24 protein-coding genes and 2 tRNA genes are annotated in these 24,669 nt (G+C 72.8%); 13 read left to right on the plus strand and 13 right to left on the minus strand.

Features of this window, described 5'->3' with window-relative positions; all coding sequences use genetic code 11:
• Window positions 1-16 precede the first annotated feature (16 nt).
• The 3 genes from OHA91_RS29330 (at window position 17) to OHA91_RS29340 (ending at window position 3,263) form a co-directional block, all read left to right on the plus strand.
• Window positions 17-781 (plus strand): SDR family oxidoreductase, encoded by a 765-nt coding sequence (locus OHA91_RS29330; RefSeq protein WP_031153950.1) that lies wholly within the window; start codon window positions 17-19, stop codon window positions 779-781.
• Window positions 766-2,589, plus strand: a complete 1,824-nt coding sequence (locus OHA91_RS29335; RefSeq protein ID WP_328740326.1) for an AMP-binding protein — start codon at window positions 766-768, stop codon at window positions 2,587-2,589. Before OHA91_RS29330 ends, OHA91_RS29335 begins: the two co-directional genes overlap by 16 nt.
• A gap of 68 nt (window positions 2,590-2,657) precedes the next feature.
• Window positions 2,658-3,263 (plus strand): TetR/AcrR family transcriptional regulator, encoded by a 606-nt coding sequence (locus OHA91_RS29340; protein WP_030661506.1) that lies wholly within the window; start codon window positions 2,658-2,660, stop codon window positions 3,261-3,263.
• Here the strand turns inward: OHA91_RS29340 and OHA91_RS29345 are convergent.
• The 8 genes from OHA91_RS29345 to OHA91_RS29380 all read right to left on the minus strand — a co-directional run bounded on the left by OHA91_RS29345 (window position 3,202) and on the right by OHA91_RS29380 (window position 8,819).
• Window positions 3,202-3,624, minus strand: coding sequence for a beta/alpha barrel domain-containing protein (locus tag OHA91_RS29345; RefSeq protein WP_328740327.1), 423 nt, complete (start codon window positions 3,622-3,624; stop codon window positions 3,202-3,204). The two genes, OHA91_RS29340 and OHA91_RS29345, sit on opposite strands and share 62 nt — an antisense overlap.
• Before the next feature lie 32 nt (window positions 3,625-3,656).
• Entirely contained in the window at window positions 3,657-4,889 is a 1,233-nt protein-coding gene (locus OHA91_RS29350) for an acyl-CoA dehydrogenase family protein (RefSeq protein WP_328740328.1), read from the minus strand.
• Window positions 4,890-4,899: 10 nt separating this feature from the next.
• Window positions 4,900-5,949 carry a phosphotransferase family protein gene (locus OHA91_RS29355; protein ID WP_031153939.1) on the minus strand — a complete coding sequence of 350 codons (1,050 nt, stop codon included), beginning with the start codon at window positions 5,947-5,949 and terminating at the stop codon, window positions 4,900-4,902.
• A 134-nt stretch (window positions 5,950-6,083) separates the two neighbouring features.
• Entirely contained in the window at window positions 6,084-6,995 is a 912-nt protein-coding gene (locus OHA91_RS29360; protein ID WP_031153937.1) for an MBL fold metallo-hydrolase, read from the minus strand.
• 146 nt (window positions 6,996-7,141) lie between these two features.
• Window positions 7,142-7,438, minus strand: a complete 297-nt coding sequence (locus OHA91_RS29365) for a hypothetical protein (protein ID WP_031153935.1) — start codon at window positions 7,436-7,438, stop codon at window positions 7,142-7,144.
• A 137-nt stretch (window positions 7,439-7,575) separates the two neighbouring features.
• On the minus strand, window positions 7,576-7,893 hold the full coding sequence (locus OHA91_RS29370) for a DUF202 domain-containing protein (protein ID WP_031153933.1): 318 nt from the start codon (window positions 7,891-7,893) through the stop codon (window positions 7,576-7,578).
• Window positions 7,890-8,288, minus strand: a complete 399-nt coding sequence (locus OHA91_RS29375) for a YidH family protein (RefSeq protein WP_031153931.1) — start codon at window positions 8,286-8,288, stop codon at window positions 7,890-7,892. Before OHA91_RS29375 ends, OHA91_RS29370 begins: the two co-directional genes overlap by 4 nt.
• 9 nt (window positions 8,289-8,297) lie before the next feature.
• Window positions 8,298-8,819: an NUDIX domain-containing protein gene (locus OHA91_RS29380; RefSeq protein ID WP_031153929.1), complete on the minus strand. Its 522-nt coding sequence runs from the start codon at window positions 8,817-8,819 to the stop codon at window positions 8,298-8,300.
• Between the two features lie 84 nt (window positions 8,820-8,903).
• Between OHA91_RS29380 and OHA91_RS29385 the strand changes: the two genes are divergently transcribed.
• Window positions 8,904-10,559, plus strand: coding sequence for an FAD-binding dehydrogenase (locus OHA91_RS29385; protein WP_031153926.1), 1,656 nt, complete (start codon window positions 8,904-8,906; stop codon window positions 10,557-10,559).
• 97 nt (window positions 10,560-10,656) lie between these two features.
• On the opposite strand, the gene OHA91_RS29390 is transcribed toward OHA91_RS29385, so the two are convergent.
• Window positions 10,657-11,082: an ASCH domain-containing protein gene (locus OHA91_RS29390; RefSeq protein ID WP_328740329.1), complete on the minus strand. Its 426-nt coding sequence runs from the start codon at window positions 11,080-11,082 to the stop codon at window positions 10,657-10,659.
• A 376-nt stretch (window positions 11,083-11,458) separates the two neighbouring features.
• Between OHA91_RS29390 and OHA91_RS29395 the strand changes: the two genes are divergently transcribed.
• The 5 genes from OHA91_RS29395 (at window position 11,459) to OHA91_RS29415 (ending at window position 18,267) form a co-directional block, all read left to right on the plus strand.
• Window positions 11,459-12,406: a hypothetical protein gene (locus OHA91_RS29395; RefSeq protein WP_031153922.1), complete on the plus strand. Its 948-nt coding sequence runs from the start codon at window positions 11,459-11,461 to the stop codon at window positions 12,404-12,406.
• A 93-nt stretch (window positions 12,407-12,499) separates the two neighbouring features.
• Window positions 12,500-14,044 (plus strand): APC family permease, encoded by a 1,545-nt coding sequence (locus OHA91_RS29400; RefSeq protein ID WP_031153920.1) that lies wholly within the window; start codon window positions 12,500-12,502, stop codon window positions 14,042-14,044.
• Window positions 14,045-14,254: 210 nt separating this feature from the next.
• Complete coding sequence (locus OHA91_RS29405) at window positions 14,255-15,694, plus strand: amino acid permease (protein WP_031153918.1); 1,440 nt, start codon at window positions 14,255-14,257, stop codon at window positions 15,692-15,694.
• A 196-nt stretch (window positions 15,695-15,890) separates the two neighbouring features.
• Window positions 15,891-16,772, plus strand: coding sequence for an aminoglycoside phosphotransferase family protein (locus OHA91_RS29410; RefSeq protein WP_328740330.1), 882 nt, complete (start codon window positions 15,891-15,893; stop codon window positions 16,770-16,772).
• An 85-nt stretch (window positions 16,773-16,857) separates the two neighbouring features.
• A complete protein-coding gene (locus OHA91_RS29415) occupies window positions 16,858-18,267 on the plus strand; it encodes a hypothetical protein (protein ID WP_328740331.1) in 1,410 nt (469 codons plus the stop codon).
• A gap of 87 nt (window positions 18,268-18,354) precedes the next feature.
• On the opposite strand, the gene OHA91_RS29420 is transcribed toward OHA91_RS29415, so the two are convergent.
• Window positions 18,355-18,439 (minus strand) — tRNA-Leu (locus OHA91_RS29420).
• A 146-nt stretch (window positions 18,440-18,585) separates the two neighbouring features.
• Window positions 18,586-18,670: transfer RNA gene (locus OHA91_RS29425), tRNA-Leu, on the minus strand.
• A 172-nt stretch (window positions 18,671-18,842) separates the two neighbouring features.
• On the opposite strand from OHA91_RS29425, the gene OHA91_RS29430 reads away from it, so the two are divergent.
• The 3 genes from OHA91_RS29430 to OHA91_RS29440 all read left to right on the plus strand — a co-directional run bounded on the left by OHA91_RS29430 (window position 18,843) and on the right by OHA91_RS29440 (window position 21,500).
• Window positions 18,843-20,168 (plus strand): M20/M25/M40 family metallo-hydrolase, encoded by a 1,326-nt coding sequence (locus tag OHA91_RS29430; protein ID WP_031153916.1) that lies wholly within the window; start codon window positions 18,843-18,845, stop codon window positions 20,166-20,168.
• Between the two features lie 131 nt (window positions 20,169-20,299).
• Entirely contained in the window at window positions 20,300-20,533 is a 234-nt protein-coding gene (chpH, locus tag OHA91_RS29435) for a chaplin ChpH (protein WP_030963738.1), read from the plus strand.
• 199 nt (window positions 20,534-20,732) lie between these two features.
• Window positions 20,733-21,500, plus strand: a complete 768-nt coding sequence (locus OHA91_RS29440) for a chaplin (protein WP_328740332.1) — start codon at window positions 20,733-20,735, stop codon at window positions 21,498-21,500.
• Window positions 21,501-21,540: 40 nt separating this feature from the next.
• On the opposite strand, the gene OHA91_RS29445 is transcribed toward OHA91_RS29440, so the two are convergent.
• Window positions 21,541-21,729 carry a DUF5703 family protein gene (locus tag OHA91_RS29445; protein WP_030037337.1) on the minus strand — a complete coding sequence of 63 codons (189 nt, stop codon included), beginning with the start codon at window positions 21,727-21,729 and terminating at the stop codon, window positions 21,541-21,543.
• Between the two features lie 47 nt (window positions 21,730-21,776).
• Here OHA91_RS29445 and OHA91_RS29450 point away from each other — a divergent pair, with 47 nt between their 5' ends.
• A complete protein-coding gene (locus tag OHA91_RS29450; RefSeq protein WP_031153910.1) occupies window positions 21,777-22,457 on the plus strand; it encodes a hypothetical protein in 681 nt (226 codons plus the stop codon).
• A gap of 65 nt (window positions 22,458-22,522) precedes the next feature.
• Here the strand turns inward: OHA91_RS29450 and OHA91_RS29455 are convergent, their stop codons facing one another.
• Window positions 22,523-24,640: an ATP-binding domain-containing protein gene (locus OHA91_RS29455; RefSeq protein ID WP_328740333.1), complete on the minus strand. Its 2,118-nt coding sequence runs from the start codon at window positions 24,638-24,640 to the stop codon at window positions 22,523-22,525.
• Window positions 24,641-24,669 lie beyond the last annotated feature (29 nt).

Here is a 24,669-nt window from a genome sequence, read left to right on the forward strand (position 1 = left end):
CGAGAGGTGTGATCCCGTGAGCGCGTACCAGGACCAGCGAGTCGTCGTCACCGGCGCGGGCGGCGGCATCGGCGCCGCGCTCGCCCACCGCTTCGCGGCCGAGGGCGCCACGGTGGTCGTCAACGACCTCGACCCCGCCAGGGCCGCCGCGGTCGCGGGCGCCATCGGCGCCCGGGCGATCCCGGTGCCGGGCGACGCCTCGCAGATCGTGGCCGAGGCCCGCGAGGCCCTCGGCGGGACGGTCGACGTCTACTGCGCCAACGCCGGACTCGCCTCGGGCGGTGACGCCGGCGCCGACGAGGCCGTCTGGGAAGCCGCCTGGAACGTCAACGTCATGGCCCACGTCCGCGCCGCACGGCTGCTGCTGCCCGACTGGCTGGAGCGGGGGAGCGGCCGCTTCGTCTCCACCGTCTCGGCCGCGGGACTGCTCAGCATGATCGGGGCCGCCCCGTACAGTGTCACCAAGCACGGTGCGCTCGCCTTCGCGGAATGGCTCTCGCTGACCTACCGGCACCGCGGTGTCCAGGTCCACGCCGTCTGCCCGCAAGGGGTGCGCACCGACATGCTGACCGCCGCGGGCTCGGCGGGCGAACTCGTCCTCGCACCGACCGCGATCGAGCCGGAAGCGGTCGCGGACGCGCTGTTCGACGGCATGGAGAAGGGCCGCTTCTTGATCCTCCCGCACCCCGAGGTCGCCGACTACTACGCGGTCCGCGCCACCGACCCGGACCGCTGGCTGAGCGGCATGAACCATCTCCAGCAGACATGGGAGACCCGGTGACCCCCGCCTCCGGATCCGCCTCCGCCCCTACCTCCGCCTCGACCTCCGGCTATGCCGCCCGGCCGTGGCGCGGACTGCTCTCCCCGGTCCAGCTGGCGCCCGTCGCGCCGCCGCCCACCGTCCTGCACGCCTTCCGCGAGGCAGTCGCCCGCGCCCCCGAACGCACCGCGCTCGCCTACTTCGACGGCCGGATCGGCTATGCCGAGGCCGACGCGCTCTCCGACTCCGTCGCCGGCCACCTCGCGGCGCGGGGCGTCCGCCGCGGCGACCGGGTCGCGGTCATGCTCCAGAACACCCCGCACTTCGTGCTCGCCGTCCTCGGCGCCTGGAAGGCCGGGGCCGTCGTCGTTCCCCTCAACCCCATGTACAAGTCCGGCGAGGTCGGCCACGTCCTGCGCGACTCGGGGGCCGCCGCGCTCGTGTGCGACGGCCGCGCCTGGACGGCGTACCTGCGTCAGGCGGTGCGGGGCAGCACCGTGCGGACCGTGCTGACCGCATCGGACCGGGACTTCCAGACCCGCAACGACCCGCGCGTCTTCGGCGCGGCACCGGCACCGGACCCGGACCCGGCCACGGCCCCCGACCGTCCGCTCGTGCCCGCGCAGGCGGTCGCGCCGGAAGCGGTGCCCGGCCGGGAGCAGCCGGCCGACTCGGACCCCGCCGATGCCGTCACCGCGGACCTGTTCACCGCCGACCTGTCCACCGTGGCCCGCGGCGGGCGGCCCGCCCCGCAGGGCCCGGACCTCACCGCCGCCGACACCGCCCTCATCAGCTACACCTCCGGCACCAGCGGCACTCCCAAGGGCGCGATGAACCCGCACGGCGCGCTCACCTACAACGCCGTACGGCAGGTCACCTCCCACCCCATCGCCGAGGGCGCCGGCTACTTCGCCCTCGCACCCCTCTTCCACATCACCGGCATGGTCTGCGAACTCGCCGCCTGCTTCGTCAACGCCGGCACCCTCGTCCTCGCCCACCGCTTCGACGCCGGCGCCGTGCTCGACGCCTTCCTGGAACACCGCCCCGCCTACACCGTCGGCCCGGCCACCGCCTTCATGGCCCTCGCCGCGCACCCCGCCGCCACCCCGGACCACTTCGCCTCCTTCCAGGTGCTCTCCTCCGGCGGCGCCCCGCTCCCGCCCGCCCTCGTCGACCGCCTGCGCGCGGCCTTCGGCTTCTACCTCCGCAACGGCTACGGCCTCACCGAGTGCACCGCCCCCTGCGCCAGCGTGCCCGTACACCTCGAAGCCCCCGTCGACCCCGCCTCCGGCACCCTCTCCGTCGGCCTGCCCGGCGCCGACACCCTCGTCCGCATCCTCGACGAGGAGGGGGCCGAGCTGCCCATCGGCGAGACCGGCGAGATCGCGGTGCGCGGCCCCCAGGTCGTGCCCGGCTATTGGGGCCTGCCCGCCGAGACCGCCGAGGCCTTCCCGGACGGCGAACTGCGCACCGGGGACGTCGGCTTCATGGACCCGGACGGCTGGCTCTACGTCGTCGACCGCAAGAAGGACATGATCAACGCGTCCGGCTTCAAGGTCTGGCCGCGCGAGGTCGAGGACGTGCTCTACACCCACCCCGCCGTCCGCGAGGCCGCCGTGGTCGGCGTCCCCGACCCGTACCGCGGGGAGAGCGTCAAGGCGTACGTGAGCCTGCGCCCCGGCACCTCGGCCGGGCCGGAGGAGCTCTCCGCCTACTGCGCCGAGCGCATAGCCGCGTACAAGTACCCGCGCCAGGTCGAGATCCTGCCTGTCCTTCCGAAGACGACCAGTGGCAAGATCCTGCGACGGGAACTGCGCGATCGCGGCTGAAAACAGTCGGACGGTCGTACAGCTGGTCGCACCGACCAGGCAGGAACGAGAAAGGGAGGGTCGGCACCATGGCGGCCAGGACCACGGAACCCGCAGGCACGCACGAGGCCCCGGTACCGCAGCGGCTGCTGGCCGTCGCCACCCGGCTGTTCGCCGAGCGCGGCTACGACCGCACGTCCGTCCAGGAGATCGTCGAGGCGGCCGGGGTCACCAAGGGCGCGCTCTACCACTACTTCGGGTCCAAGGACGACCTGCTGCACGAGGTGTACGCGCGCATGCTGCGCCTCCAGCAACAGCGCCTCGACGCGGTGGCCGCCTCCGACGCCCCCGTCGAGGAACGCCTGCGGGCCGCTGCCGCCGACGTGGTCGTCACCACCATCGAGAACCTCGACGACGCCATGATCTTCTTCCGGTCGATGCACCAGCTCAGCCCGGAGAAGTTCAAGCAGGTACGGGCGGAGCGCCGGCGCTACCACGAGCGTTTCCGGGCGCTGATCGAGGAGGGTCAGCGGACCGGCGTGTTCTCCACCGCCACCCCCGCCGACCTTGTGGTGGACTACCACTTCGGGTCCGTGCACCACCTGTCGACCTGGTACCGGGCAGACGGCCCGCTCACACCGCAGCAGGTCGCCGACCACCTCGCGGACCTCCTGCTGAGGGCGCTGCGGCCCTGATCCCCGAGGCGTCCAGCACGGGGTGGTCGGTGTAGCCCTCCGCGCCCTGGACGTACATCAGGAACTCCGGCCGGACCTCGTTGAGCGGCGCGCCCGTGCGCAGCCGTTCCACGAGGTCGGGGTTGGCGGGGAAGCCCGGGCCCAGCGCGATCAGGTCGGCGCCCGCGGCCGGCAGCCGCTCGCCGCTGCGCATGCCGCCGTCGGCCGCCACCTCCTCGCGGGTCAGTGCCGGGTCGGCGATCAGCGTCCCGGGCCAGGCCCTGCGGATCCCGGAGTAGAGGGGCAGGTCCGGGTCGGCGTACACCTGGGTCAGGTGGACCGGCCCGAGGCGCGCCGGCGCCTGTGCGGCGACGGGCCGCACAGGCGCTCCTTGAACGCCCGCGCCCGCCCCGGCTACATGTAGCGCTTCAGCTCACGACGGGCCAGGGAGCGCTGGTGCACCTCGTCCGGACCGTCGGCCAGCCGCAGGGTCCGGGCCGCCGCCCACAGCTCGGCCAGCGGGAAGTCCTGGCTCACCCCGCCCGCGCCGTGCAGCTGCACCGCGTCGTCCAGGATCTGCACCACCGCCCGCGGGGTCGCGATCTTGATGGCCTGGATCTCGGTGTGCGCGCCCCGGTTCCCGACCGTGTCCATCAGCCAGGCCGTCTTGAGCACCAGCAGCCGCAACTGCTCCACCGTGACCCGGGCGTCGGCGATCCAGTTCTGTACGACGCCCTGCGCGGCCAGCGGCTTGCCGAAGGCCGTACGCTCCACCGCGCGCCGGCACATCAGCTCGATGGCCCGCTCCGCCATGCCGATGAGCCGCATGCAGTGGTGGATGCGGCCCGGGCCGAGCCGCGCCTGGGCGATGGCGAAGCCGCCGCCCTCCTCGCCGATCAGGTTCGCCGCCGGGACCCGCACCCCGTCGAAGACCACCTCGGCGTGGCCGCCGTGGTCGTGGTCCTCGTACCCGTACACCGTCATGGCCCGCCGCACCTCGACCCCCGGGGTGTCCCGCGGGACCAGGACCATCGACTGCTGACGGCGCGGATCGGCGCCCTCCGGGTCGGTCTTGCCCATCACGATGAAGACCTTGCAGTCCGGGTTCATGGCACCGGAGATGAACCACTTGCGGCCCGTGACCACGTACTCGTCACCCGCCCGCTCGATCCGGGTCTCGATGTTCGTCGCGTCCGAGGAGGCCACCTCGGGCTCCGTCATCGCGAACGCGGAGCGGATCTCGCCGTTCAGCAGCGGCTCCAGCCACTGCTTCTTCTGCTCCTCGCTCCCGAACTGGGCCAGCAGCTCCATGTTCCCGGTGTCCGGGGCCGCGCAGTTGGTCGCCGTGGGCGCCAGGTGCGGGCTGCGGCCGGTGATCTCGGCGAGCGGCGCGTACTGGAGGTTGGTCAGCCCCGCGCCGTACTCCGGGTCGGGCAGGCTGTGCTGGTCTACGAAGAAGAGGTTCCACAGACCCTGGCGGCGTGCCTCGGCCTTCAGTTCACCGAAGACGGCCGGGGTGTCCCAGGGCGAGGCCAGCCGTGCGCGCTGCTCGGCGGCGACGGGCTCCGCCGGGTAGACGTACTCCTCCATGAACGCGAGCAGCCGTTCGCGGAGTTCCTCGGTCCGGGCGTCGAATGCGAAGTCCATGCTGGGTGCCTCAGCCTTCCTGCAGTTCCTGGAGGGTGGTCAGTCCGTGCTCGATGAAGACCGGAACCAGCTCGCCGATCCGGTCGAAGCCCGCACCGACGGTCTGCCCGAGCGTGTAGCGGTAGTGGATGCCCTCGAGGATCACCGCGAGCTTGAACCAGGCGAAGGCCGTGTACCAGGCGATGGCCCCGGTGTCCCGCCCGGAGCGGGCGGCGTACCGCTCGACCAGCTCGGCGGGCGCCGGATGGCCGGGAGCCCGGCTCGTCGTGCCGACCGGGGACGCGGGCAGGCCCAGGTCGGAGCTGTACATCACCAGCAGCCCGAGGTCGGTCAGCGGATCACCGAGCGTGGACATCTCCCAGTCCAGCACCGCCCGGATCGTGTCGGTGCCGGACGGGGACGCGCCGATGAGCACGTTGTCGAGCCGGTAGTCGCCGTGCACCACGGTCGGGGCGGGGGAGTCGGGCAGCCTGCGGCCCAGGGCGCCGTGCAGCTCGTCGATCCCGGCGAGCTCACGCCCCCGGGAAGCGGCGAGCTGCTTGCCCCAGCGCCGCAGCTGCCGGTCGAGGAAGCCCTCCGGCCGGCCGAAGTCGCCCAGGCCCACCGCCTCCGGGTCCACCGCGTGCAACTCGACCAGGGTGTCCACCAGCCCCAGCACGGCCTGCCGGGTGCGCTGCGGGCCGATCGCGGCGAGCTCTCCGGCCGTGCGGTACGGCACCCCGTCCACGTACTCCATGACGTAGAACGGCGCCCCGAGCACCTCCTCGTCCTCGCACAGCAGCACCGGCTCCGGAACCGGCACGGCCGTCCCGTGCAGCGCCGCGATGACCCGGTGCTCGCGGCGCATGTCGTGGGCGGTGGCCAGTACGTGGCCGAGCGGCGGCCGGCGCACCACCCAGCGGGCGGTCCCGTCGGTGATCTCGTACGTGAGATTCGACCGGCCGCCCTCGATCAGCCGGCCGCGCAGCGCACCGGCCACGAGTCCCGGCCGGGCCCGGTCGAGATGACCGCGCAGCCGCTCCAGATCCAGGCCTCGCGGGTCGGCCGGGGCTGAGGTCATGGTGCGCACCTCCGTGCGGAGAGTCGATGAAGGACGAACGGCGGTGCGTCGGCGCACCACCGCACGTAATCATGCCGACCAGTCGGTATGCCGTCCAGAGGGCGGGCCGAAAGAACACCTCCGGCCCGCCGGGCTCACGCGTGGCAGAGGATCGGCGTACCGCCGTTCATCACCGTCATGTCCGTGAGGACCGCCAGTATGTCGAGCGGCGCACCCTCCGGCTCCCCGGCCAGCTCCGCGTACGCCCGGTGCACGTTCGCCACCAGCCGCTCGCTCTCCCGCCACGCCGCGAACTCGCCGAGGTCGGCCTGCCGGGCCACCTCCAGGGGGGTCAGCCCCTTGGCCCGCCCCTCCCGGGCGAGCTCGGCCACGTACCGCAGGTAGCGCTCGGTGGAATCGTAGGCCGACGGGTCGGTCAGCGGTCCGTGGCCCGGTACGACGGTCTCCGCGTCCAGCGACCGCAGCAGCTCCAGTGCCCGCAGGGAGCCGGCCAGCGAGCCCATCGCCAGGAACGGCGTGCCCCCGGCGAAGACCAGGTCCCCGGTGAAGACCACCCGCTGCCGGGGCAGCCACACGACCGAGTCCCCGGTGGTGTGCGCGACGCCCGGGTGGACGACCTGCACCTCGGTCCCGCCCACGTGCACGGTCGCCCGGTCGCTGTAGGTGAGGTCGGGCGCGGTGATGGCTATGGCCCCGAAGTCCGTCGCGGGCCAGATCATCTCCAGCTGGTGGCCGGCGGCGAGCTGCTCGGTCCGCGCGTTGTCGTGCCCGAGGATCAGTGCCTCGGGGGTGAAGACGGAGTTGCCGTAGGTGTGGTCGCCGTGGTGGTGGGTGTTCACCACGGTCCGCGGGAGCGGCACCCCGGCCGCGACGACCGCCTCGCGCAGTGCCAGGGCCCGCCGCTCGGTGGCGGCCGTGTCGACGAGCAGGGTCCGGCCGCCGTCGCTCACGAAGCCGGCGTTGTTCAGGCACCAGCCGCCGTCGGGCTGGACGTAGGCGTACACCCCCGGCGCCGGCTGGACGAGGTACGGGTCGTCGACGGGCATCTGCGCTCTCCCCGGGTCGCTGTGACGGGCGGTCAGCATCCTGTCAGCCGTCGTCGCGCCGGGGGAGAGCGGGTGCCGGACCCCGGCCGGCCGGGCAGCCCGTGCGGGGCCGGTGAAGGAGAGCCGGTCAGGGGCGGCGGCGCCGGTCAGTGGTCGTCGTAGTGTCCGTCGTGCGCGGCGTGGCGGTGTCCGTCGTGCAGGTAGTCGACGTGGTCGCCGTGCCGGACGGTGTCGTGCCCGCAGTCCGTGCCGTGCGCGTGGGCGTGGCCCTCGTGAGTGGTGTGCCCGGCCGGCTCGCACTCGTCCCAGTGCCCCGAGTGCTCCCGGTGCAGGTGGCCGTCGTGCGCGTAGTCGACGTGGTCGCCGTGCGGGACCGCCTGGTGGCCGCAGTCCGCGCCGTGGGCGTGCTGGTGCGTGGGGTGTTCGTGGTGGAGGGTCGTCATGGCGCCGAGACTAGTGCGAATGGTCGGCTATCGCCCGTTGTGTCCCGTTATTCGGGGAGAAGTGGGATGATCGGTCAGGCGGCCCAGCCCCAGGCCCAGCCCCAGCCCCAGGCCCACGTACAGGCTCAGGACCAGGCTCAGAGGATGACCGCCACCGCGAACGCCGCCAGCGCCACCGTGCACGCGACCACGGCCAGCGCCGACCCGGCCCCCAGCACCCGCGGCCGGCCGGTCGCCAGCGCCCGGATCCGGCGGTGCGCCACCCCCAGGAACGCCAGCCAGACCAGCACGATCACCGCCGCCCCGGCCACCTCCGCCGACGACCCGGACCCGCGCAGCGCCTGCCGCAGCGCCAGCACCGCCACCACCGAGGACGCCAGGGTCGTACGCCGCCACGCGAGCCGGGTCCGCTCCGGCTGGAGCCCGGCGTCGCGGTCCGTCCCCGGAACGCTCACCGCCCCGACGTCCAGCCCAGCAGTACGACCACCACCATCGCCACCGCGACCAGCCCCACCCCCAGGCTCAGCACCACCGGGAACCGCGACAGCGGAAGGTCCTCGTGCCGCCGCATCGCCCGCTCGCAGCGCACCCAGTGGTTCACCGCCCGCAGCGCGCAGGCCGCACCCACCACGAGCAGCGCGAGGGCCATGCCCACCCGCACGCCCCAGCGCAGGTCGGGCAGGAACTGGTCGACGGCGAAACCGCCGCCGACCAGGGCCAGGGCGGTCCGGATCCAGGCGAGGAACGTACGCTCGTTGGCCAGCGAGAAGCGGTAGTCGGGGGTGTCGCCCTCGTCCTTCAGCCGCGACGGCGCGAACCACAGGCGTACGTCCTTGACGAAGTCGATCACCTGATCAATCTACTGGCGGGAGTCCCGACGCGCGCGCAGCCGCCGGTAGGCCTCCAGCCCGTCCGGCACCCAGTCCCACTCCCCGTCCCCGACCCGCCGGTCCAGCTCCTCCCGCGTGAGGAAGGTGTGCCAGTCCACCTCCGAGACCTGCGGTGCCACCGGCAGCTCGCACCGCACCTCGTGCACATACGACCACCAGGCCCCGCCCGGGCCCTCGTACAGGAACTTGAACAGCGGCTCCGGCTGCGGCAGCCCCTGCACCCCGAGCTCCTCCTCGGCCTCCCGCAGCGCGGCCTCCCCGTAGCTCTCGCCGGCGCCCAGCACCCCGCCCACGAACATGTCGTAGTGCGAGGGGAAGACGAGCTTCGAGGCGGTCCGCCGGTGCACGAAGATCCGCTCCTGCGCGTCCCTGGCCAGCACGAACACACAGCGGTGGAGCAGCCCGCGGGCGTACACCTCGCCCCGCGGGGCCTGCCCGGTGACCCGGTCGTCCCGGTCCACCACGTCCAGTACTTCATCAGCGGCACTCACGGGTTCATCCAACCACCGCTGTTGACTGGTTACCGCTCCGTAGCAAAGGATCTGCCCCACCATCGACGGAGGACGGGTATCCGCATGACGTACGACGCAGACGTGATCGTGATCGGAGCCGGGCTCGCGGGGCTCGTGGCCACCGCCGAGCTCGTCGACGCCGGCCGCAAGGTCATCCTGCTCGACCAGGAGCCGGAACGGTCCATCGGGGGCCAGGCGCACTGGTCCTTCGGCGGGCTGTTCTTCGTGGACTCGCCCGAGCAGCGCCGGATGCGGATCAAGGACAACCGGGACCTCGCCCTCCAGGACTGGCTGGGCACCGCCGGGTTCGACCGCGAGGAGGACGCCTGGCCGCGCCGCTGGGCCGAGGCCTACGTCGACTTCGCGGCCGGGGAGAAGCGCCCTTGGCTGCACTCCCGGGGCGTCCGCTTCTTCCCCGTCGTCGGCTGGGCCGAGCGCGGCGGCTACGACGCGGGCGGCCCCGGCAACTCCGTCCCCCGCTTCCACATCACCTGGGGCACCGGACCCGGCCTGGTGGAGCCGTTCGAACGACGGGTCAGGGAGGGCGTGGCCCGCGGCCTGGTCCGGCTGGCGTTCCGCCACCGGGTGACAGGACTGGCCGCCACCGCCGGCGCCGTGGACACCGTCACCGGCGAGATCCTGGAACCCTCCGACGCCGTACGGGGCACCGCCAGCAGCCGCGAGGCCACCGGGTCCTTCTCCCTGCGGGCCCAGGCCGTGATCGTCACCAGCGGCGGCATCGGCGGCAACCACGACCTCGTGCGCGCGCAGTGGCCCGCCCGCCTCGGCACCCCGCCGCAGCGGATGCTCTCCGGGGTCCCCGCACACGTGGACGGCCTGATGCTGGGCATCGCGGAGGCGGCGGGCGCCAGCCACATCAACAAGGACCGGATGTGGCACTACACCGAGGGCATCCAGAACTGGGACCCGATCTGGTCCAAGCACGGGATCCGCATCCTCCCCGGCCCGTCCCCGCTCTGGCTGGACGCCACGGGCAAGCGGCTGCCCGTCCCGCTCTTCCCCGGCTTCGACACCCTCGGCACGCTCGACCACATCATGAAGACGGGCCACGACCACACCTGGTTCGTGCTCAACCAGCGCATCATCGGCAAGGAGTTCGCCCTCTCCGGCTCCGAGCAGAACCCGGACCTCACCGGCCGGTCGGTGCGCGACGTCATCACCCGGGCGCGCCAGGCCGTACCCGGCCCGGTCAGGGCCTTCATGGACCGCGGCGCCGACTTCGTCGTCGAGCGCGACCTGTCCGCCCTCGTGCGCGGCATGAACGCGGTCACCAAGGAGGACCTCCTCGACGAAGCCACGGTCCGGGGCCAGATCGTGGCCCGCGACCGGGAGATCGCCAACCCCTTCACCAAGGACCTCCAGGTCACGGCCATCCACGGGGCCCGCAAGTACCTCGGCGACAAGCTGATCCGCACCGCCGCCCCGCACCGGATCCTCGACCCCAAGGCCGGCCCGCTGATCGCGGTACGGCTCTCCATCCTGACCCGCAAGTCCCTGGGCGGCCTGGAGACCGACCTCTCCTCGCGGGTCCTGACCGGGACGGGCGAACCGCTGCCGGGCGTCTACGCCGCGGGGGAGGCGGCCGGGTTCGGCGGCGGTGGGGTCCACGGCTACCGGGCCCTGGAGGGCACCTTCCTCGGCGGGTGCATCTTCTCGGGGCGCGCGGCGGGCCGGGCCGCGGCGCAGGCGGTCGGCTGAGGCCGGCTCCGGTGCGTGCGGCGCGCCGCGGGGTCGGCGCGGGCGGGGTCGGCCCAGGCCGTCTCTTCCGGAACCTCCCGCGACCCGCGCCGGGGCGTCAGACCAGCCGCTCGGTGACCCGGAACCGTTCCGCGATGACGAGGGTGTCGTCGTCGACCGTGAACCCCGGGTCGCCGATCACCGTGCGCACTGGCTCGCTGTGCCAGAACTCCTCGTGTGCCGTACGCCATTCGGCCACCGACGCGTACCCCTCGCCCTCGTCAAGGGCGTGCCCCAGCCCCACGTCGGCGAGCCGCAGCACCTCCACGGCCGTCACCTCCACCACCGCCACACCCCGCCCGTCGGAGTCGACCAGCAGGGACCGCGCGCCGGGCTCGGGCAGCGGTTCCCGCTCCGCCTCGTACTCCGCGAGCAGGCCGGTGGTGCTGGTCTTCGCCCCGCTCAGCACGGCCGCGACCAACTGGTCGCGCAGCGGGCCGGGGAAGCCCAGCAGGTACGGGGGAAGATCGTCATATGCCGTCATACGGCCACCCTACGGCGCCGCCCGCGGCCTGCCGGAACGAATATCGCCCGCCCAACTGGCACGTTCACCGCAGCAGTTGAAACCCGCCACGCAGTGGACTGGACCTTGACTCGGAGCTGCGCGTACCGCTTTGCTGTGCGTGATCACCGGAGTGCTCAACGGAGTTCCGACCGAATTCCGCCTGCGCGCCGGCGACCCGACGCAGCACCACCGCGGTTCCTCCGCAGTTCCTCCGGAGTTCCGCGGAGCTCCACCGGCACGATCCCCAGACCTCACGGCTCGACCGCCCGACCGCGCGCGTGCGCCCTGCGCGCGCGGGGGAGGCCGCCGCCGACCCGATCCCCGTCCGCCCGCGTCCTGGAGGGAAACCCCGCGGATGTCCCCGCCTCCGCCGCCCCTCGGCCGCACCCGCAAGCGGGACGCCCAGCTCTTCGACCCCGCCCTCTGCGACGCCGAACTCATCGACGTGCGCTCCCAGTTCACCCAGGGGCGCTGGGCCAGGGTCCGCTCCCTCCTCGTCGGCACCGGCGACGACTGGGACCGCCGGGGCCACCGCGTCGTCGTCCTCGCCCAGACCCCGGCGGCCACCGCCTGGGCCCGCGAGTGGCTGCTCGCCGAACCGGACAGCGCCGACGCCGCCACCCTCCTCGCCTGCGCCGCCGTCTTCGCCGCCCTGCGCCACAAGGGCACCCCGGCCGCGGCCGAGGAAGCCTGCCGCCGGGCCGCCGCCCTGCTCCCCGACGACCCCACCCCCTGGCTCGGACTGCTCCTGCTCTCCCGCGCCTTCGGCACCGAGGAGGAGTTCAGCCGCCACTTCGACCAGGTCCGGGCCCGCCACCGCGAGCACCACCACGCCCACCACCTCATGGTGGCGAAGCTGGCCGAACGCACCCTCGCCCCCGGCCAGGACCCGCTCCACGAGGTCTACGACTTCGCGGCCTGGGCCGCCGAGGAGTCCCCGGCCGACTCACCGCTGGCCGTGCTCCCCGTCGTCGCGCACGCCGAGCGCTACCGGGTGCTCGCCGCCACGCACGGCCACACCCCCGAGGCGGCCGCAGCGCACTGGGAGGGCCGCCGCGCCCGCCAGGTCCTGCGCTCCGCCTTCGACTGGTGGCTGGAGTGGGAGCGCGACGACCACCCCCGCAACCGGGTCGACCTCAACTTCCTCGCCCACGCCAAACTCTGCGAGGGCCGCCCCGCCGAGGCCGCCGCGCTGTTCCACCGCATCGGCAGCCACGCCACCCGCGCCCCCTGGTCCTATCCCGACCGCGACCCGCACAAGGCCTTCCTCGCCGCGCGCAACGTGGCACTCGGCACCGCCTGACCCCCCCACGGCCACACCGCCTCACCCCCACCACTTCACCCCCCGCTTCCCCATCCGCCCCCGAAAGAACCGCGCCCCGGAAAGGACGCCGCCATGCCGACGGGCAGATCCACCACGCTCCAGGAACCGGCCGAGATACGCACCTACAAGGGCCAGGACCGCGCACTGCGCGCCGACCGCCTCGGCACCGCCGGCCTGCTGCTCTCCGTACTCGCCGCGAGCGCCCCCCTGATGGTGGTCGCGGGTGTCATGCCCACGACCTTCGGCTTGATGGGCGTCGTCGGCCAGCCCCTGCTCTTCGTCATCCTGGGCCTCGTCCTCGCGCTGTTCAGCGTCGGCTACGCCGAGATGAGCCGCCACGTCCACAACGCCGGCGCCTTCTACGCCTACATCGCCCGCGGCCTCGGCCCCACCGCCGGCGCCGCCGCCTCGCTCGTCGCCCTCGTCGCGTACAGCGCCATGCAGGTCGGCGTCTACGGCATCCTCGGCTTCGAGATCTCCGGCCTCTTCGCCACCTACCTGGACATCCAGCTCGCCTGGTGGATCCCCGCCCTGCTCGCGGTCGCCGTCACCGGCGCGCTCGGCTGGCTCAAGATCGACCTCAACGCCAAGGTCCTCGGCGTCCTGCTCCTGATCGAGTGCGCCCTGGTCGTCGTCTTCGACGCCGCCGCCCTCGCCAAGCCCGGACCCGAAGGCCTCTCGCTCCACGCCTTCAACCCCGAGACGCTCAGTGGAGCCGGCCTCGGCACCGCCCTGTGCTTCTGCATCGCCGCCTTCGTCGGCTTCGAGCAGTCCCCGGTGTACGCCGAGGAGACCAGCAAGCCGCACATCGTCGTCTCCCGCGTGATGTTCCTCGCCGTCGGCTTCGCCGCCCTCTTCTTCGCCTTCAGCGCCTGGGCCCTCACCGTCGCCACCGGCCCCGGCGAGGTCGTCAAGACCGCCGCAGAAGCCGGCCCCGGCCTGCTCTTCCAGCTCACCGAGGCCCGCCTCGGCACCGCCTTCACCGACGTCCTGCACGTCCTCTTCGTGACCGGCATGTTCGCCGCCATGCTCAGCTTCCACAACGTCGTCGCCCGCTACGCCTTCGCCATGGGCCGCGAGGGCCTGCTCCCGGCCGCCTTCGGCCGTACCAACGCCGGCACCGGCGCCCCCGCCACCGGCTCGCTCCTCCAGACCGGCATCGCGACCGTCGTCGTCCTCGCCTTCGCGGTCACCGACGACCTCCCGGCCGGCGACCCCACCGCCCCCGTGCTGCACCTGTTCACCTGGATGGGCAGCGTCGGCGCCCTCGGTGTGACGCTCCTCATGGCCGCCGCCTCCTTCGCCGTGATCGCCTTCTTCGTCCGCCGCGGCACCGCCGGCGCCCAGGTCTGGCGGCTCGTCGCGGCGGCCGCAGCCGGCCTCGCCCTGCTCGCCATCGCCGCCTACACCGTGAAGGACTTCGGCGTCCTCGTCGGCGCCGAGAAGGGCTCCGCGCTCAGCTGGGCCCTGCCCGGCATCATCGGCGCCGCCGTCGTGGCCGGACTGCTGTACGGAGTCCTCCTGCGCCGCAACCGCCCGGAGGTCCACGCCCGCATCGGGCTCGGCAACGAAGCCTTCCGCCTCGACCAGGCGGCAGAGGGAACACCCGGCGACTGACCTCGCTTTCCAGCCCCCGCGAAGCCCCCGACGCCCTTTTCCAAGGTCGTCGGGGGCTTCGACGTACAGGGGGCGATTTTGGCGGCTGGCCGAGCCTCGTGGTCTCCTATGGCGATCAAAACACCCGGAACGCGTCACAGGGGACACCACCCAGCTCCCCTGCGGGGCCCTCCGGGCTGCCTGTCCCACCCACGAAGGCGAATGTCATACATGAGTGACCGCACCATGACCGAGGCCCCCGCCCCGGCGCCCTCCCGCCATGTCGACGCCGGTGACGAGGGTTACAGCAAGGACCTCAAGTCCCGCCACATCAACATGATCGCGATCGGCGGAGCGATAGGCACCGGCCTGTTCCTCGGCGCCGGCGGCCGCCTCGCCGGCGCGGGCCCCTCCCTCGCGATCGCCTACGCGGTGTGCGGCGTCTTCGCCTTCTTCGTGGTCCGGGCCCTCGGCGAGCTGGTCCTCTACCGGCCCTCCTCCGGCGCCTTCGTCTCCTACGCCCGTGAGTTCATGGGCGAGAAGGGCGCCTACACCGCCGGCTGGCTGTACTTCCTGAACTGGTCCACGACCACCGTGGCCGACATCACGGCCGCCGCCGTGTTCGCCCACTACTGGTCCGCGTTCACCGACGTCCCCCAGTGGGTCCTCGCGTTCATCGCGCTCGCCATCGTCCTCACCGCCAACCTGATCTCGGTGAAGTACTTCGGCGAGATGGAATTCTGGTTCTCGATCGTCAAGGTCAGCGCCCTGGTGATCTTCATGCTGGTCGCCATCTACCTGGTCGCCACCAGCCACCCGATCGACGGCCACACCCCCGGCCTCGCGACGATCACCGACAACGGCGGCCTCTTCCCCTCCGGCGTGCTGCCGATGCTCCTGGTGGTCCAGGGCGTCGTCTTCGCGTACGCCTCCGTCGAGCTGTGCGGCGTCGCCGCGGGCGAGACCGAGAACCCGGAGAAGATCATGCCGAAGGCGATCAACTCCATCATGTGGCGCGTCGGCGTCTTCTACGTCGGCTCGGTCGTCCTGCTGGCCCTGCTGCTCCCGTACACCGCCTACTCCGCCGACCAGTCCCCGTTCGTGACCGTCTTCGACAAGCTGGGCATCCCCGGCACCGCGGGCATCATGAACCTGGTCGTCCTGACCGCCGCGCTCTCCTCGCTGAACTCGGGCCTGTACTCCACCGGCCGCATCCTGCGCTCGATGGCCCTGTCCGGCTCCGCCCCGAAGTTCACCGGCGTCATGAACAAGGGCAAGGTCCCCTACGGCGGCGTCCTGTTCACCGCCGCCTTCGGCGTCGCCGGCGTCGGCCTGAACTACTGGATGCCGGGCGAGGCCTTCGAGATCGTCCTCAACCTCGCCTCCATCGGCATCCTGGGCACCTGGGGCATGGTCATGCTCTGCTCGCTCTTCTTCTGGCACCGCTCGAAGAACGGCCTGGTCTCCCGCCCGTCCTACCGCCTGCCCTGGGCCCCCTACACCCAGATCGCGACCCTGCTCTTCCTCGTCACGGTCCTGGTCCTGATGTGGAGCGACGGCGGCGTCGGCCGCACCACGGTCATGCTCCTCCCGGCCATCGCCGCCGCCCTGGTCGGCGGCTGGTTCCTGGTCCGCGGCCGAGTGGCCGAACTGGCCGCCGACCGCGACTGACGTTCGCACTGCCCCACCCTCCTGGACCCCGTGCCGACCCGGCGCGGGGTCCAGTGCTTCCCGCCCCTGCCCTGCTCGGAGGGGGAGTGGCACCCTTGACACCCCCTCGCGGGCTCGTGAAGCTGATCCGGCTATGAGTCGATCTCAACTTCCCGCAGGTAAAAGCCCGTTCACTGAATCCGCAGCCACACGTGCCGTGCTGGGGGCCGTCCGGGACGCCGGCGCCCCCCACCCCCACGATCTTCGCCTGCTCCGGCTGGGCGAGAACGCCCTCTTCGCCAGTCCCGCACAGGGCCTCGTCTACCGCGTCGCCCGTTCCGACACCGCGCGGGACAAGGTCGACAAGGAACTGGCCACCGCCCGATGGCTGCTCGCACAAGGCTTCCCGGGCCTGCCGCCCCGCGACGAGATTCCCCAGCCATTACCGTCGGACGGTCGGCTGGTCACCTTCTGGGAGTACGTGCCGCCCACGGAACCCACACCGGCGCTGGCGGATCTCGCCGCGCTCCTGCGTGATCTTCACGCCCTGCCCGCCCCGGACTTCCCGCTGCCGTCCCTCGACCCGTTCCCGGTCATGCGCGACCGGCTCCGTACGGCAGGCACCCCCGACGGCACCGGAGCGGACGCCGCGGTTTCCGAGAAGGACCTCGCCTTCCTCACAGCGGCCTGCGACGCCAACGAAGCCGCATTCCGCGACCTGGTCGCCTCCGACCCCGACGTCGGCCTCGTCCACGGCGACGCGCACCGGGGCAACCTGCTGCGCGACGGCGACCGGGTGCTGCTCATCGACTACGAAGCCGTGGCACTCGGCCCGCGCAGCTGGGACCTGCTCCCCACCGCGACGGCAGTCGACCGGTTCGGCCTGGTGCAGAACGAGTACGACGAGTTCTGCACCCTCTATGGAGCGGACGTCACCCGCCGGCACGAGTACCGGTTGCTGCGCACCGTGCGCGAGCTCGGCATGACGACCTGGCTCATGCAGAACGTCCCCCACTCGGCCGCGGCCGCCGAGGAGTTCTCCATCCGCATGACCTCCCTGCGAGAGGGGGACCATGTCGCCCGCTGGCACGCCCTCTGAGTCCGAGCCGAGCCCGGATGCGTCTCCAGGAGCCGCGGCGCCGTTCGATCCGTACGTCTCACGCCTCGGCACCAGACTCACCACCGTGTACGCCACCTCATGGACCTACGCCCCCGACACGAGTGACGGAGGCGACAGCGAGGTCGCGTCCCTGCGCCCGTCCGCGATGCTGAATCTGGGGCGCCTCGGCGCAGCTTACGACCGCCATGCCGACCAGCTGCCCCGCGTCCTGCAGAGCGGGCGCCTGGATCTGGCAGGCTTCGACGCGCGCCGATGGCGGGCCGCCGGGCAGGACCCTCCGACAGCAGCCACCCTGTGGCAGTTCGCGGCGCCCTCCGGCCAGATCATGCTCGCCCTGACCCTCGACGTCGCCGCGCCGCTCCTGCAGTGCATCCCGCTCCTCGAGGACCTGTACTACGCCGAGGTCACCTTCGGAGGTGAGGACGTCGAGCAGCTGGCCGCGGCGCGGATCGGCACGGTCCCCTCGGGGCTGCTGCCCGAAAGGCACCAGCTCGTTCTCCGGGCGTCGCCCTCGGCAAGTGACGTCCCGACACCCGATGTCGCGCAACGGATCATCTACCGGGCCGACCTCCCCGTCCGCCCGGGGCTCGACCCGCTGTGCACGCCCGACGAGCTCAACCGGCGCCCGACCACCTCGGGAGTCCTGGGCCCCTACGTGAGCCTGCTGACCGGACACCAGGACTACGTGGAGAACGCGGCCTTCCTTTCCGCCGTCCAGGCCGTCGCCTCCGCCGCCCGCCTCCGGGAGATCCGCGTGCTGGCGGAATCGTACGCACGGCGATTCCGTGCGCGGCCCGGCGGGAACGCCTCTCCGCGCGATCGGCGCGCCCTCCTGGAGAGGATCACCACGGCCCAGGGGCACCTGGAGCTGGAGCTCGGCTACAGCGTCGAGGTCCCCGCGGATCTGGCCACCCTCGTTCCTTCGCTGCGCCCCACCTCCTACCACTCGGCCCTGTACGAGGCCATGGGTCTCACCGAGCGCGCGGCAGCCGTCAGCCAGACGCTCCAGCGCCTCGGCAATGCCACAGCCGCCGAGCTGACGTCGGTCGAGTCGACGGAGCTCAGGGCCGCGGACCGGCGGCGGGTGCGGACCGTGGTCGCCATCACCTTCATTACGACCATCACAGCGACCCTGGGACTGCTCTTCGCCTTCTTCGGCATCAACGCCAGGGAAGTCGACGAGGCGCGCTCCATGTTCGACTCGGCCTACATGCCGATCTACGGCCTCATCGCCACCGTGCTCGTGCTGGGCTTCCTGGTGTACAGCGTCCTGCACGCCGTCGACCGGGCCGCCCTGCGCCGGTTCGCGGCGCCCGCGCCCACCTGGCACGGAACCCACAGGCTGCTGGCCGCGGAGCTGGGCACGGCGCTCCTCGACGGCCGGCCCTCGAGGGTTCCGCAACCACGGAGCACGGAAGCCACCGGAGCGTACGACCAGGCATCCCGGCCCGCCACCGGCCTTCACCCTGAGTGAGGGGTTGACCGCCGGTGGGGGCAACAACAGGGGCGCGGACGCGCGAGAGGCCGGCCGGGATTTCTCCCGACCGGCCTCTCGCTGTTGTGTCCGAGGGGGGACTTGAACCCCCACGCCCGATAAAGGGCACTAGCACCTCAAGCTAGCGCGTCTGCCATTCCGCCACCCGGACCGGGTGTGTGCCGTCCGTCCCTCGCGGGCCGTTGCGACGAGCGAAACACTACCAAACATTCCAGGGCCGCCGCCGCGTGCCCGGCGCCGGCCGAGGCCGCTCCCGGGAACGAAGGAGGACCCCGCCGAAGCGGGGTCCTCCTGTTGTGTCCGAGGGGGGACTTGAACCCCCACGCCCGATAAAGGGCACTAGCACCTCAAGCTAGCGCGTCTGCCATTCCGCCACCCGGACCGGGTGTGTGCCGTCCGTCCCTCGCGGGCCGTTCCGACGTGGAAAACATTACCAAACGGCGGGGGGTCCTCGATCACACCCCCCGACGGCCGGGGATCGCCCTTGGGGACAGCGGCCCGGGGGGCGAGGATGGGAACGTTCGGTACTGAGTGGATCAGTGGGAGGAAGCAGCGTGAGCGAGTCGAGCGCGGGCAAGACCGTTTCCGGCGAGGACGAGGTCGTCGACCTCTGCCGGGACCTCATCCGGATCGACACCAGCAACTACGGAGACCACTCGGGCCCCGGGGAGCGCAAGGCGGCGGAGTGGGTCGCCGAGAAGCTCGCCGAGGTCGGGCTGGAGCCGCAGATCTTCGAATCCCACAAGGGCCGCGCCTCGACGGTGGCGCGGATCGAGGGGGAGGACCCCACGCGGCCCGCGCTGCTGATCCACGGGCACACCGACGTGGTTCCGGCCAACGCCGCGGACTGGACGTACGACCCGTTCGCGGGTGAGATCGCCGACGGCTGCGTGTGGGGCCGCGGCGCCGTCGACATGAAGGACATGGACGCGATGACGCTCGCCGTCGTCCGCGACCGGATGCGCAGCGGCCGCAAGCCCCCGAGGGACATCGTGCTGGCCTTCCTCGCCGACGAGGAGGCGGGCGGCATCTACGGGGCCCGGCACCTCGTCGACAAGCACCCGGGCCTGTTCGAGGGCGTCACCGAGGCGATCGGCGAGGTCGGCGGCTTCTCCTTCACCGTGAACGAGAACCTCCGGCTCTACCTCGTGGAGACCGCCCAGAAGGGCATGCACTGGATGCGCCTGACGGTGGAGGGCACCGCGGGCCACGGCTCCATGACCAACAACGACAACGCCATCACGGAGCTGTGCGAGGCCGTGGGCCGCCTCGGCCGCCACCAGTGGCCGGTGCGCGTGACGAAGACCGTACGGTCCTTCCTGGACGAGCTCTCGGACGCGCTCGGCACCCCCCTGGACCCGGACAACATGGACGCCACGCTCGCCAAGCTCGGCGGCATCGCCAAGATGGTCGGCGCGACCCTGCGCAACTCGGCCGCCCCGACGATGCTCGGCGCCGGCTACAAGGTCAACGTCATCCCGGGCCAGGCGACGGCCCACGTCGACGGCCGCTTCCTGCCGGGCTACGAGGACGAGTTCTTCGCCGACCTGGACCGCATCCTCGGCCCCCGCGTGAAGCGGGAGGACGTGCACGGCGACAAGGCGCTGGAGACGGACTTCGACGGCCGGCTGGTGGAGGCGATGCAGGGCGCCCTGAAGGCGGAGGACCCGATCGCGCGGGCGGTCCCGTACATGCTCTCGGGCGGCACGGACGCGAAGTCCTTCGACGACCTCGGCATCCGCTGCTTCGGCTTCGCGCCGCTGCAGCTGCCGCCGGAGCTGGACTTCGCCGGGATGTTCCACGGCGTTGACGAGCGGGTGCCGGTGGAAGGACTGAAGTTCGGGGTGCGCGTGCTCGACCGATTCATCGACAACGCCTGAGATTCGAGAAGGTGTGCGCACTCCACTGAGAAGAGTGAATGCACTCATACGCTCGTAGCCCTGGTGATCCCTCCTCGTTACAGGTGGTGCGGTCCGCGGCTGGGACCGCACTTTGCCTACTAGGAGGAACAATGCTCAAGAAGGTTGTCGCCGCTGCGGCTGCCACCGGTGGTCTGGTTCTCGCGGGTGCGGGTCTGGCCGTCGCCGACGCGGGTGCACAGGGTGCGGCCATCGGCTCCCCCGGCGTCCTGTCCGGCAACGTCGTCCAGGTCCCGGTCCACATCCCGGTCAACGTCTGCGGCAACACCGTGTCCGTGATCGGCCTGCTGAACCCGGCCTTCGGCAACACCTGCGTCAACGCCTGACGCGTCTGAAGTCTTCGGCCCCGGAGCGCAATCCAGCGCTCCGGGGCCACCGGCCTTTTACGGCCCGGAACCATTCATCGGCGTACCAGGCGGGGGAGCCTGGACGGCCGGGCCTCCGAGCGCCGGCCGACACGTACACACCAGGGGACGAGTACAGATGCGACGACCGGCACAGGTCACCAGGAAGACCCTGATCACCATGGCTGCCGCGGGGGGTGTCCTCGCGCTGGGCGGGGGCTACGCACACGCGGATTCCGCCGCTACAGGGCATGCGAAGAACTCTCCGGGCCTGCTGTCCGGGAACACCGTGCAGGCGCCCGTGGAGGCGCCGGTGAACGCCTGCGGGAACACGGTGACGGTGGTGGGAGGCCTCAACCCGGCCTTCGGGAACCACTGCGCCAACGCCTCGGGCCACGGCAAGCCGGGTCACCCCGGCCACCCGGGACACCCGGGCAACCCCGGTCACCCGGGCGACGACGAACCGTGCGACGACCACCCGGGCAATCCCGGGAACCCCGGCAACCCTGGGAACCCGGGCAACCCCGGGAACCCCGGCAACCCGGGCAACCCCGGCAACCCTGGGAACCCGGGCAACCCGGGCAACCCCGGCAACCCGGGCAACCCTGGGAACCCGGGCAACCCTGGGAACCCCGGCAACCCCGGCAACCCCGGGAACCCGGGTAACCCCGGTACTCCTGGGAACCCGGGTACTCCCGGCAACCCTGGGAACCCCGGTACTCCCGGCAACCCGGGCACCCCCGGTACCCCGGGCACCCCCGGAAACCCGGGCACCGGTACGGGCACCCCCGTCACGCACCCCGGTACGGGAACGGGCACCGGGACCGGGGCGAACCCCGGTCTCGCCGCCACCGGCTCCGGTGACGTCCTGACCGCCGGCCTCCCGATCGCGGGTGGCCTGCTGCTGGCCGGCACCGTGCTCTACCGGCGTTCCCGGAACGCCGCCTGACGGTTGCTCACGACGCGGGCCCCGCCCCCGGGGCCCGCGCTCACCAGGTCGCGCGGACCTGGCGGATGATCCGGCGGCGCAGCCGCACGCGGCGGCTGCCGTCCCGGTGCAGGCTCAGCCGGTCGATCTCCCAGTTCCCGTACTCGGCATGGTCGGTCAGCAGGCGGGTCGCTTCCTTGCGAGGAACCCCGCGGGGCACGTACACGTCGACAAATTCGTATTCCGGCATCGCATCTATTGTGCGGGCAGAGCCCTGCTACGGATAGCGTCTGCTCTATGTCTGATGCCGCTCTGCCCACTGTTGCCGAGGTCCGCGCCGCCGCCGAGGCGGTCAAGGCCGCGCTCGACCGTCACCTCGCCGCGGTCGAGCGCAGGATCGGGGACGAGGATCCGGACGTCTACGCCGCCTTCAACGAACTCGCCGCCGCCGCCGAGGAGTACGACGAACTCCTCTACGACCGCTACGACGAGGTCACGCCCTTCGAGATCCCGACGCCCGAGGACGGCGTCCCGTACACCGGCCCCGCCGAACCCGCCGCCTTCAGCGTGCTCATCCGCCGCGACTACGCCGTCGTCGAACCGGCGCGGCTGATCGCGCAGGCCGAGCGTGTCGCCGCGCACGACCGGGACGCCGACTTCGTCCACGACGGCGGCAGCGCCGACGCCCTCGGCGTGCTCTTCGGGGAGTACGAACCCGACGAGATCGCCTCCCGCTGCAAGGACTTCGGGCTGGAGGAGGGCGACTCCACGCTCTGGATCGCCGCCTCGGAGGAGGTGGCGGAACCGGGGGAGTGGCTGGGCTCGCCCTTCGGGCACATCGACCCGCAGGACGTCCTGCACCGGTTCGACGTCAGCTCCGTCTTCGACGAGGAGGCGGACGAGTTCGACGACGTCGAGGACGAGGACGTCGAGGACGAGGACGAAACCGCACGGCCGGGCCTGACGACCCCCGCCTGACCGCGAGAGCGGGCGCGACCGCACGCCGTGGCCTCCCGCCCCGAGGGGCGGGAGGCCACGGCCGACTACTGCTCCGGCTGTTCGCCCGCCGCCGCGAGGGCCTTCAGCAGACCCGCCAGCCGCGTCGTACGCGGCTTGGGCAGCACCTCGGCGACCGCGCGCGGCAGCGCCTGGTCGACGCCGTGCACCACCGACAGGTGCCGCTCGGCCCGCCCGAACGCCGTGTAGACCCAGTCCCGCGACAGGGCCTGCGCCGCGTCACCCGGCAGTACGACGACCACCGCGGGCCAGCGCGCGCCCACCGCCTGATGCGCCGTCATCGCCCAGCCGTGCCGCACCTGGGACTCGACGAGCTCCTTCGGTACGACGATCCGCGCGCCCGCGCGGTCCAGGTGCAGCCCCTGGGCGTCGGCCGACACGACACGGGCCGGCAGGGCCTGTCCCGGGGACGGCACGTGGACCACCCGGTCCCCGGGGTCGAAGCCGCCGAACCGGCCCGGGCCGGGATTGAGCCGCTCCTTGAGCGCGGCGTTCAACGCCCGCGTCCCCGCGGAGCCGCCGTGACCCGGGGTGATCACCTGCACGCCGTCCGCCGGGATCCCGAAGGCCCGCGGCACCGACTCGGCCACCAGCTGCACCGCGCGGTGCACGGCCTCCCCGGCGTCCTGCACCGGGACGATGACGACCTCCTTGCCGGGCGCGTCGACCTGGTTCAGCTCCCCGATGCCCACGCCGGAGACGAGCTCGCCGAGGGGGCCCGGGTCCGGGGTGCGGGAGACCAGCTGCGGGCAGGTACGCGCCGCCAGGAGATCGGCGAACACCCGCCCCGCCCCCGCGGAGCCGAGCACTCCGGGATCCCCGGACAGGACCAGCCGGGCCCCGTCGGGCACGCCCTCGACCAGCGCGGCCGCGCTCTCCACATCCAGCTGCGGCGCGTCCAGCACGACCAGCAGGTCCAGCGCGAACTGCCCGTCCGCGTCCCGCCCGGGCCCCTCCTGACCGGACAGCAGCTCCGCCACCGTCACCGCGTCGTGGCCGCCTGCGGCGTGCGCGGCCACGCAGACGCGCAGGCCCAGCCCACGGGCGGCCGCGGCCAGCGCGAGCGGCTCGGCCCGGGCGGCCTCACCACCCGTGTGGGTGACCAGGCCGTGGCCGGCGACCGCGCGGATCAGCTCGCCGGTGGACCCGTCCGGCGCTGCCGCGGCGGCCTGCTCCCAGTCCGCCGGGCCGCCGAAGGTGCCGGCCAGCCGGGCCAAGCCGTCGGCCAGGCTCTCCTCGGCCATCGCGGCACCCTCCAGGCCCACGAGGATCCGTACCGGCTGTTCCTCCCCCTCCTCGACCGGCGGGCCGAGGGGCTCGTGGAAGACCAGTACCGAGGCCTCCGCGATGGCCTGCTCCAGCGCCTCGCCCGGATCCGGCACGCCGTACTGGGCCAGGGCCTTCTCCAGGACCGGGGCCTCCAGTGCGGTGTGCCCCTTCAGGCCCGCCTGGTCCAGCAGCCAGCCCACCAGGACGCCCGTGCGGCGCTCGTCCCCGGGGCCGGCCCCGGCGCCCAGCAGCGCGCGGGCGAAGCCGTCGGCCTGCGTCGGGCGCACGGCGGGGACCGCCAGCAGCCGCCACGGGTTCTCCGCGAGCTCCTCCGCGGCTCCGTCGCCGAGGGCCGCCGCCACGGGGCCCGCCAGCGACTCGGGAGCGCCACCGCGGGCCAGGACGGCCCGTACGCCGTCGACGACGTCGGCCGAGGGTACGGGCGCCGGCGCCGGCGCCGGAGCGGCCGGACGCGGCGCCGGGGGAGCGGGGGCCGCCTTGCGGGGCGCGGCCGGTGCCTCGTCGAAGTAGACGGCGGAGGGCTTCGCGCCGCTCTCCACGGCCCGTACGGCGGCCAGCAGGTCGGCGGCCTTCCCGCTGAGCTTCGCGCCGGCCTCGACGGGATGGTCCCGCTCGGCCTTGCGCCGGGCGATCCGCTCCCGCTCGACCTTCTGCGCGGCCAGCTCGGCCTGGGCCTCGCTGAGCCCGCCGCCTGCGGCGGGCTCAGCCCCCGCCTCCCGGGCTTCGCCCCCGGCCTCCCCCTCGGCTGCGGCCCCGGACCCGGCCTCGTCCTCGGCCCCACCGTCGGGTCCGGTCCCCGCCTCTCCCTCGGCCTCGGGTCCGGCGTCGTCGGGCCCTGCGGGGCTCTCCCCCATCCCGCCCCTTCCCGAAACCGGGGGCTCCG

The sequence above is a fragment of the Streptomyces erythrochromogenes genome (assembly GCF_036170895.1).
Lineage (GTDB): Bacteria > Actinomycetota > Actinomycetes > Streptomycetales > Streptomycetaceae > Streptomyces > Streptomyces erythrochromogenes.

What these genes read in the sequence shown, in the direction of transcription:
- chpH (WP_030963738.1), top strand. Translation starts at nt 20,300, where the DNA reads ATGCTCAAGAAGGTTGTCGCCGCTGCGGCTGCCACCGGTGGTCTGGTT.
- OHA91_RS29450 (WP_031153910.1), top strand. Translation starts at nt 21,777, where the DNA reads ATGTCTGATGCCGCTCTGCCCACTGTTGCCGAGGTCCGCGCCGCCGCC.
- OHA91_RS29400 (WP_031153920.1), top strand. Translation starts at nt 12,500, where the DNA reads ATGCCGACGGGCAGATCCACCACGCTCCAGGAACCGGCCGAGATACGC.
- OHA91_RS29440 (WP_328740332.1), top strand. Translation starts at nt 20,733, where the DNA reads ATGGCTGCCGCGGGGGGTGTCCTCGCGCTGGGCGGGGGCTACGCACAC.
- OHA91_RS29355 (WP_031153939.1), bottom strand. Translation starts at nt 5,949, where the DNA reads ATGACCTCAGCCCCGGCCGACCCGCGAGGCCTGGATCTGGAGCGGCTG.
- OHA91_RS29405 (WP_031153918.1), top strand. Translation starts at nt 14,255, where the DNA reads ATGAGTGACCGCACCATGACCGAGGCCCCCGCCCCGGCGCCCTCCCGC.
- OHA91_RS29335 (WP_328740326.1), top strand. Translation starts at nt 766, where the DNA reads ATGGGAGACCCGGTGACCCCCGCCTCCGGATCCGCCTCCGCCCCTACC.
- OHA91_RS29365 (WP_031153935.1), bottom strand. Translation starts at nt 7,438, where the DNA reads ATGACGACCCTCCACCACGAACACCCCACGCACCAGCACGCCCACGGC.
- OHA91_RS29350 (WP_328740328.1), bottom strand. Translation starts at nt 4,889, where the DNA reads ATGGACTTCGCATTCGACGCCCGGACCGAGGAACTCCGCGAACGGCTG.
- OHA91_RS29385 (WP_031153926.1), top strand. Translation starts at nt 8,904, where the DNA reads ATGACGTACGACGCAGACGTGATCGTGATCGGAGCCGGGCTCGCGGGG.
- OHA91_RS29455 (WP_328740333.1), bottom strand. Translation starts at nt 24,640, where the DNA reads ATGGGGGAGAGCCCCGCAGGGCCCGACGACGCCGGACCCGAGGCCGAG.
- OHA91_RS29390 (WP_328740329.1), bottom strand. Translation starts at nt 11,082, where the DNA reads ATGACGGCATATGACGATCTTCCCCCGTACCTGCTGGGCTTCCCCGGC.
- OHA91_RS29395 (WP_031153922.1), top strand. Translation starts at nt 11,459, where the DNA reads ATGTCCCCGCCTCCGCCGCCCCTCGGCCGCACCCGCAAGCGGGACGCC.
- OHA91_RS29445 (WP_030037337.1), bottom strand. Translation starts at nt 21,729, where the DNA reads ATGCCGGAATACGAATTTGTCGACGTGTACGTGCCCCGCGGGGTTCCT.
- OHA91_RS29340 (WP_030661506.1), top strand. Translation starts at nt 2,658, where the DNA reads ATGGCGGCCAGGACCACGGAACCCGCAGGCACGCACGAGGCCCCGGTA.
- OHA91_RS29360 (WP_031153937.1), bottom strand. Translation starts at nt 6,995, where the DNA reads ATGCCCGTCGACGACCCGTACCTCGTCCAGCCGGCGCCGGGGGTGTAC.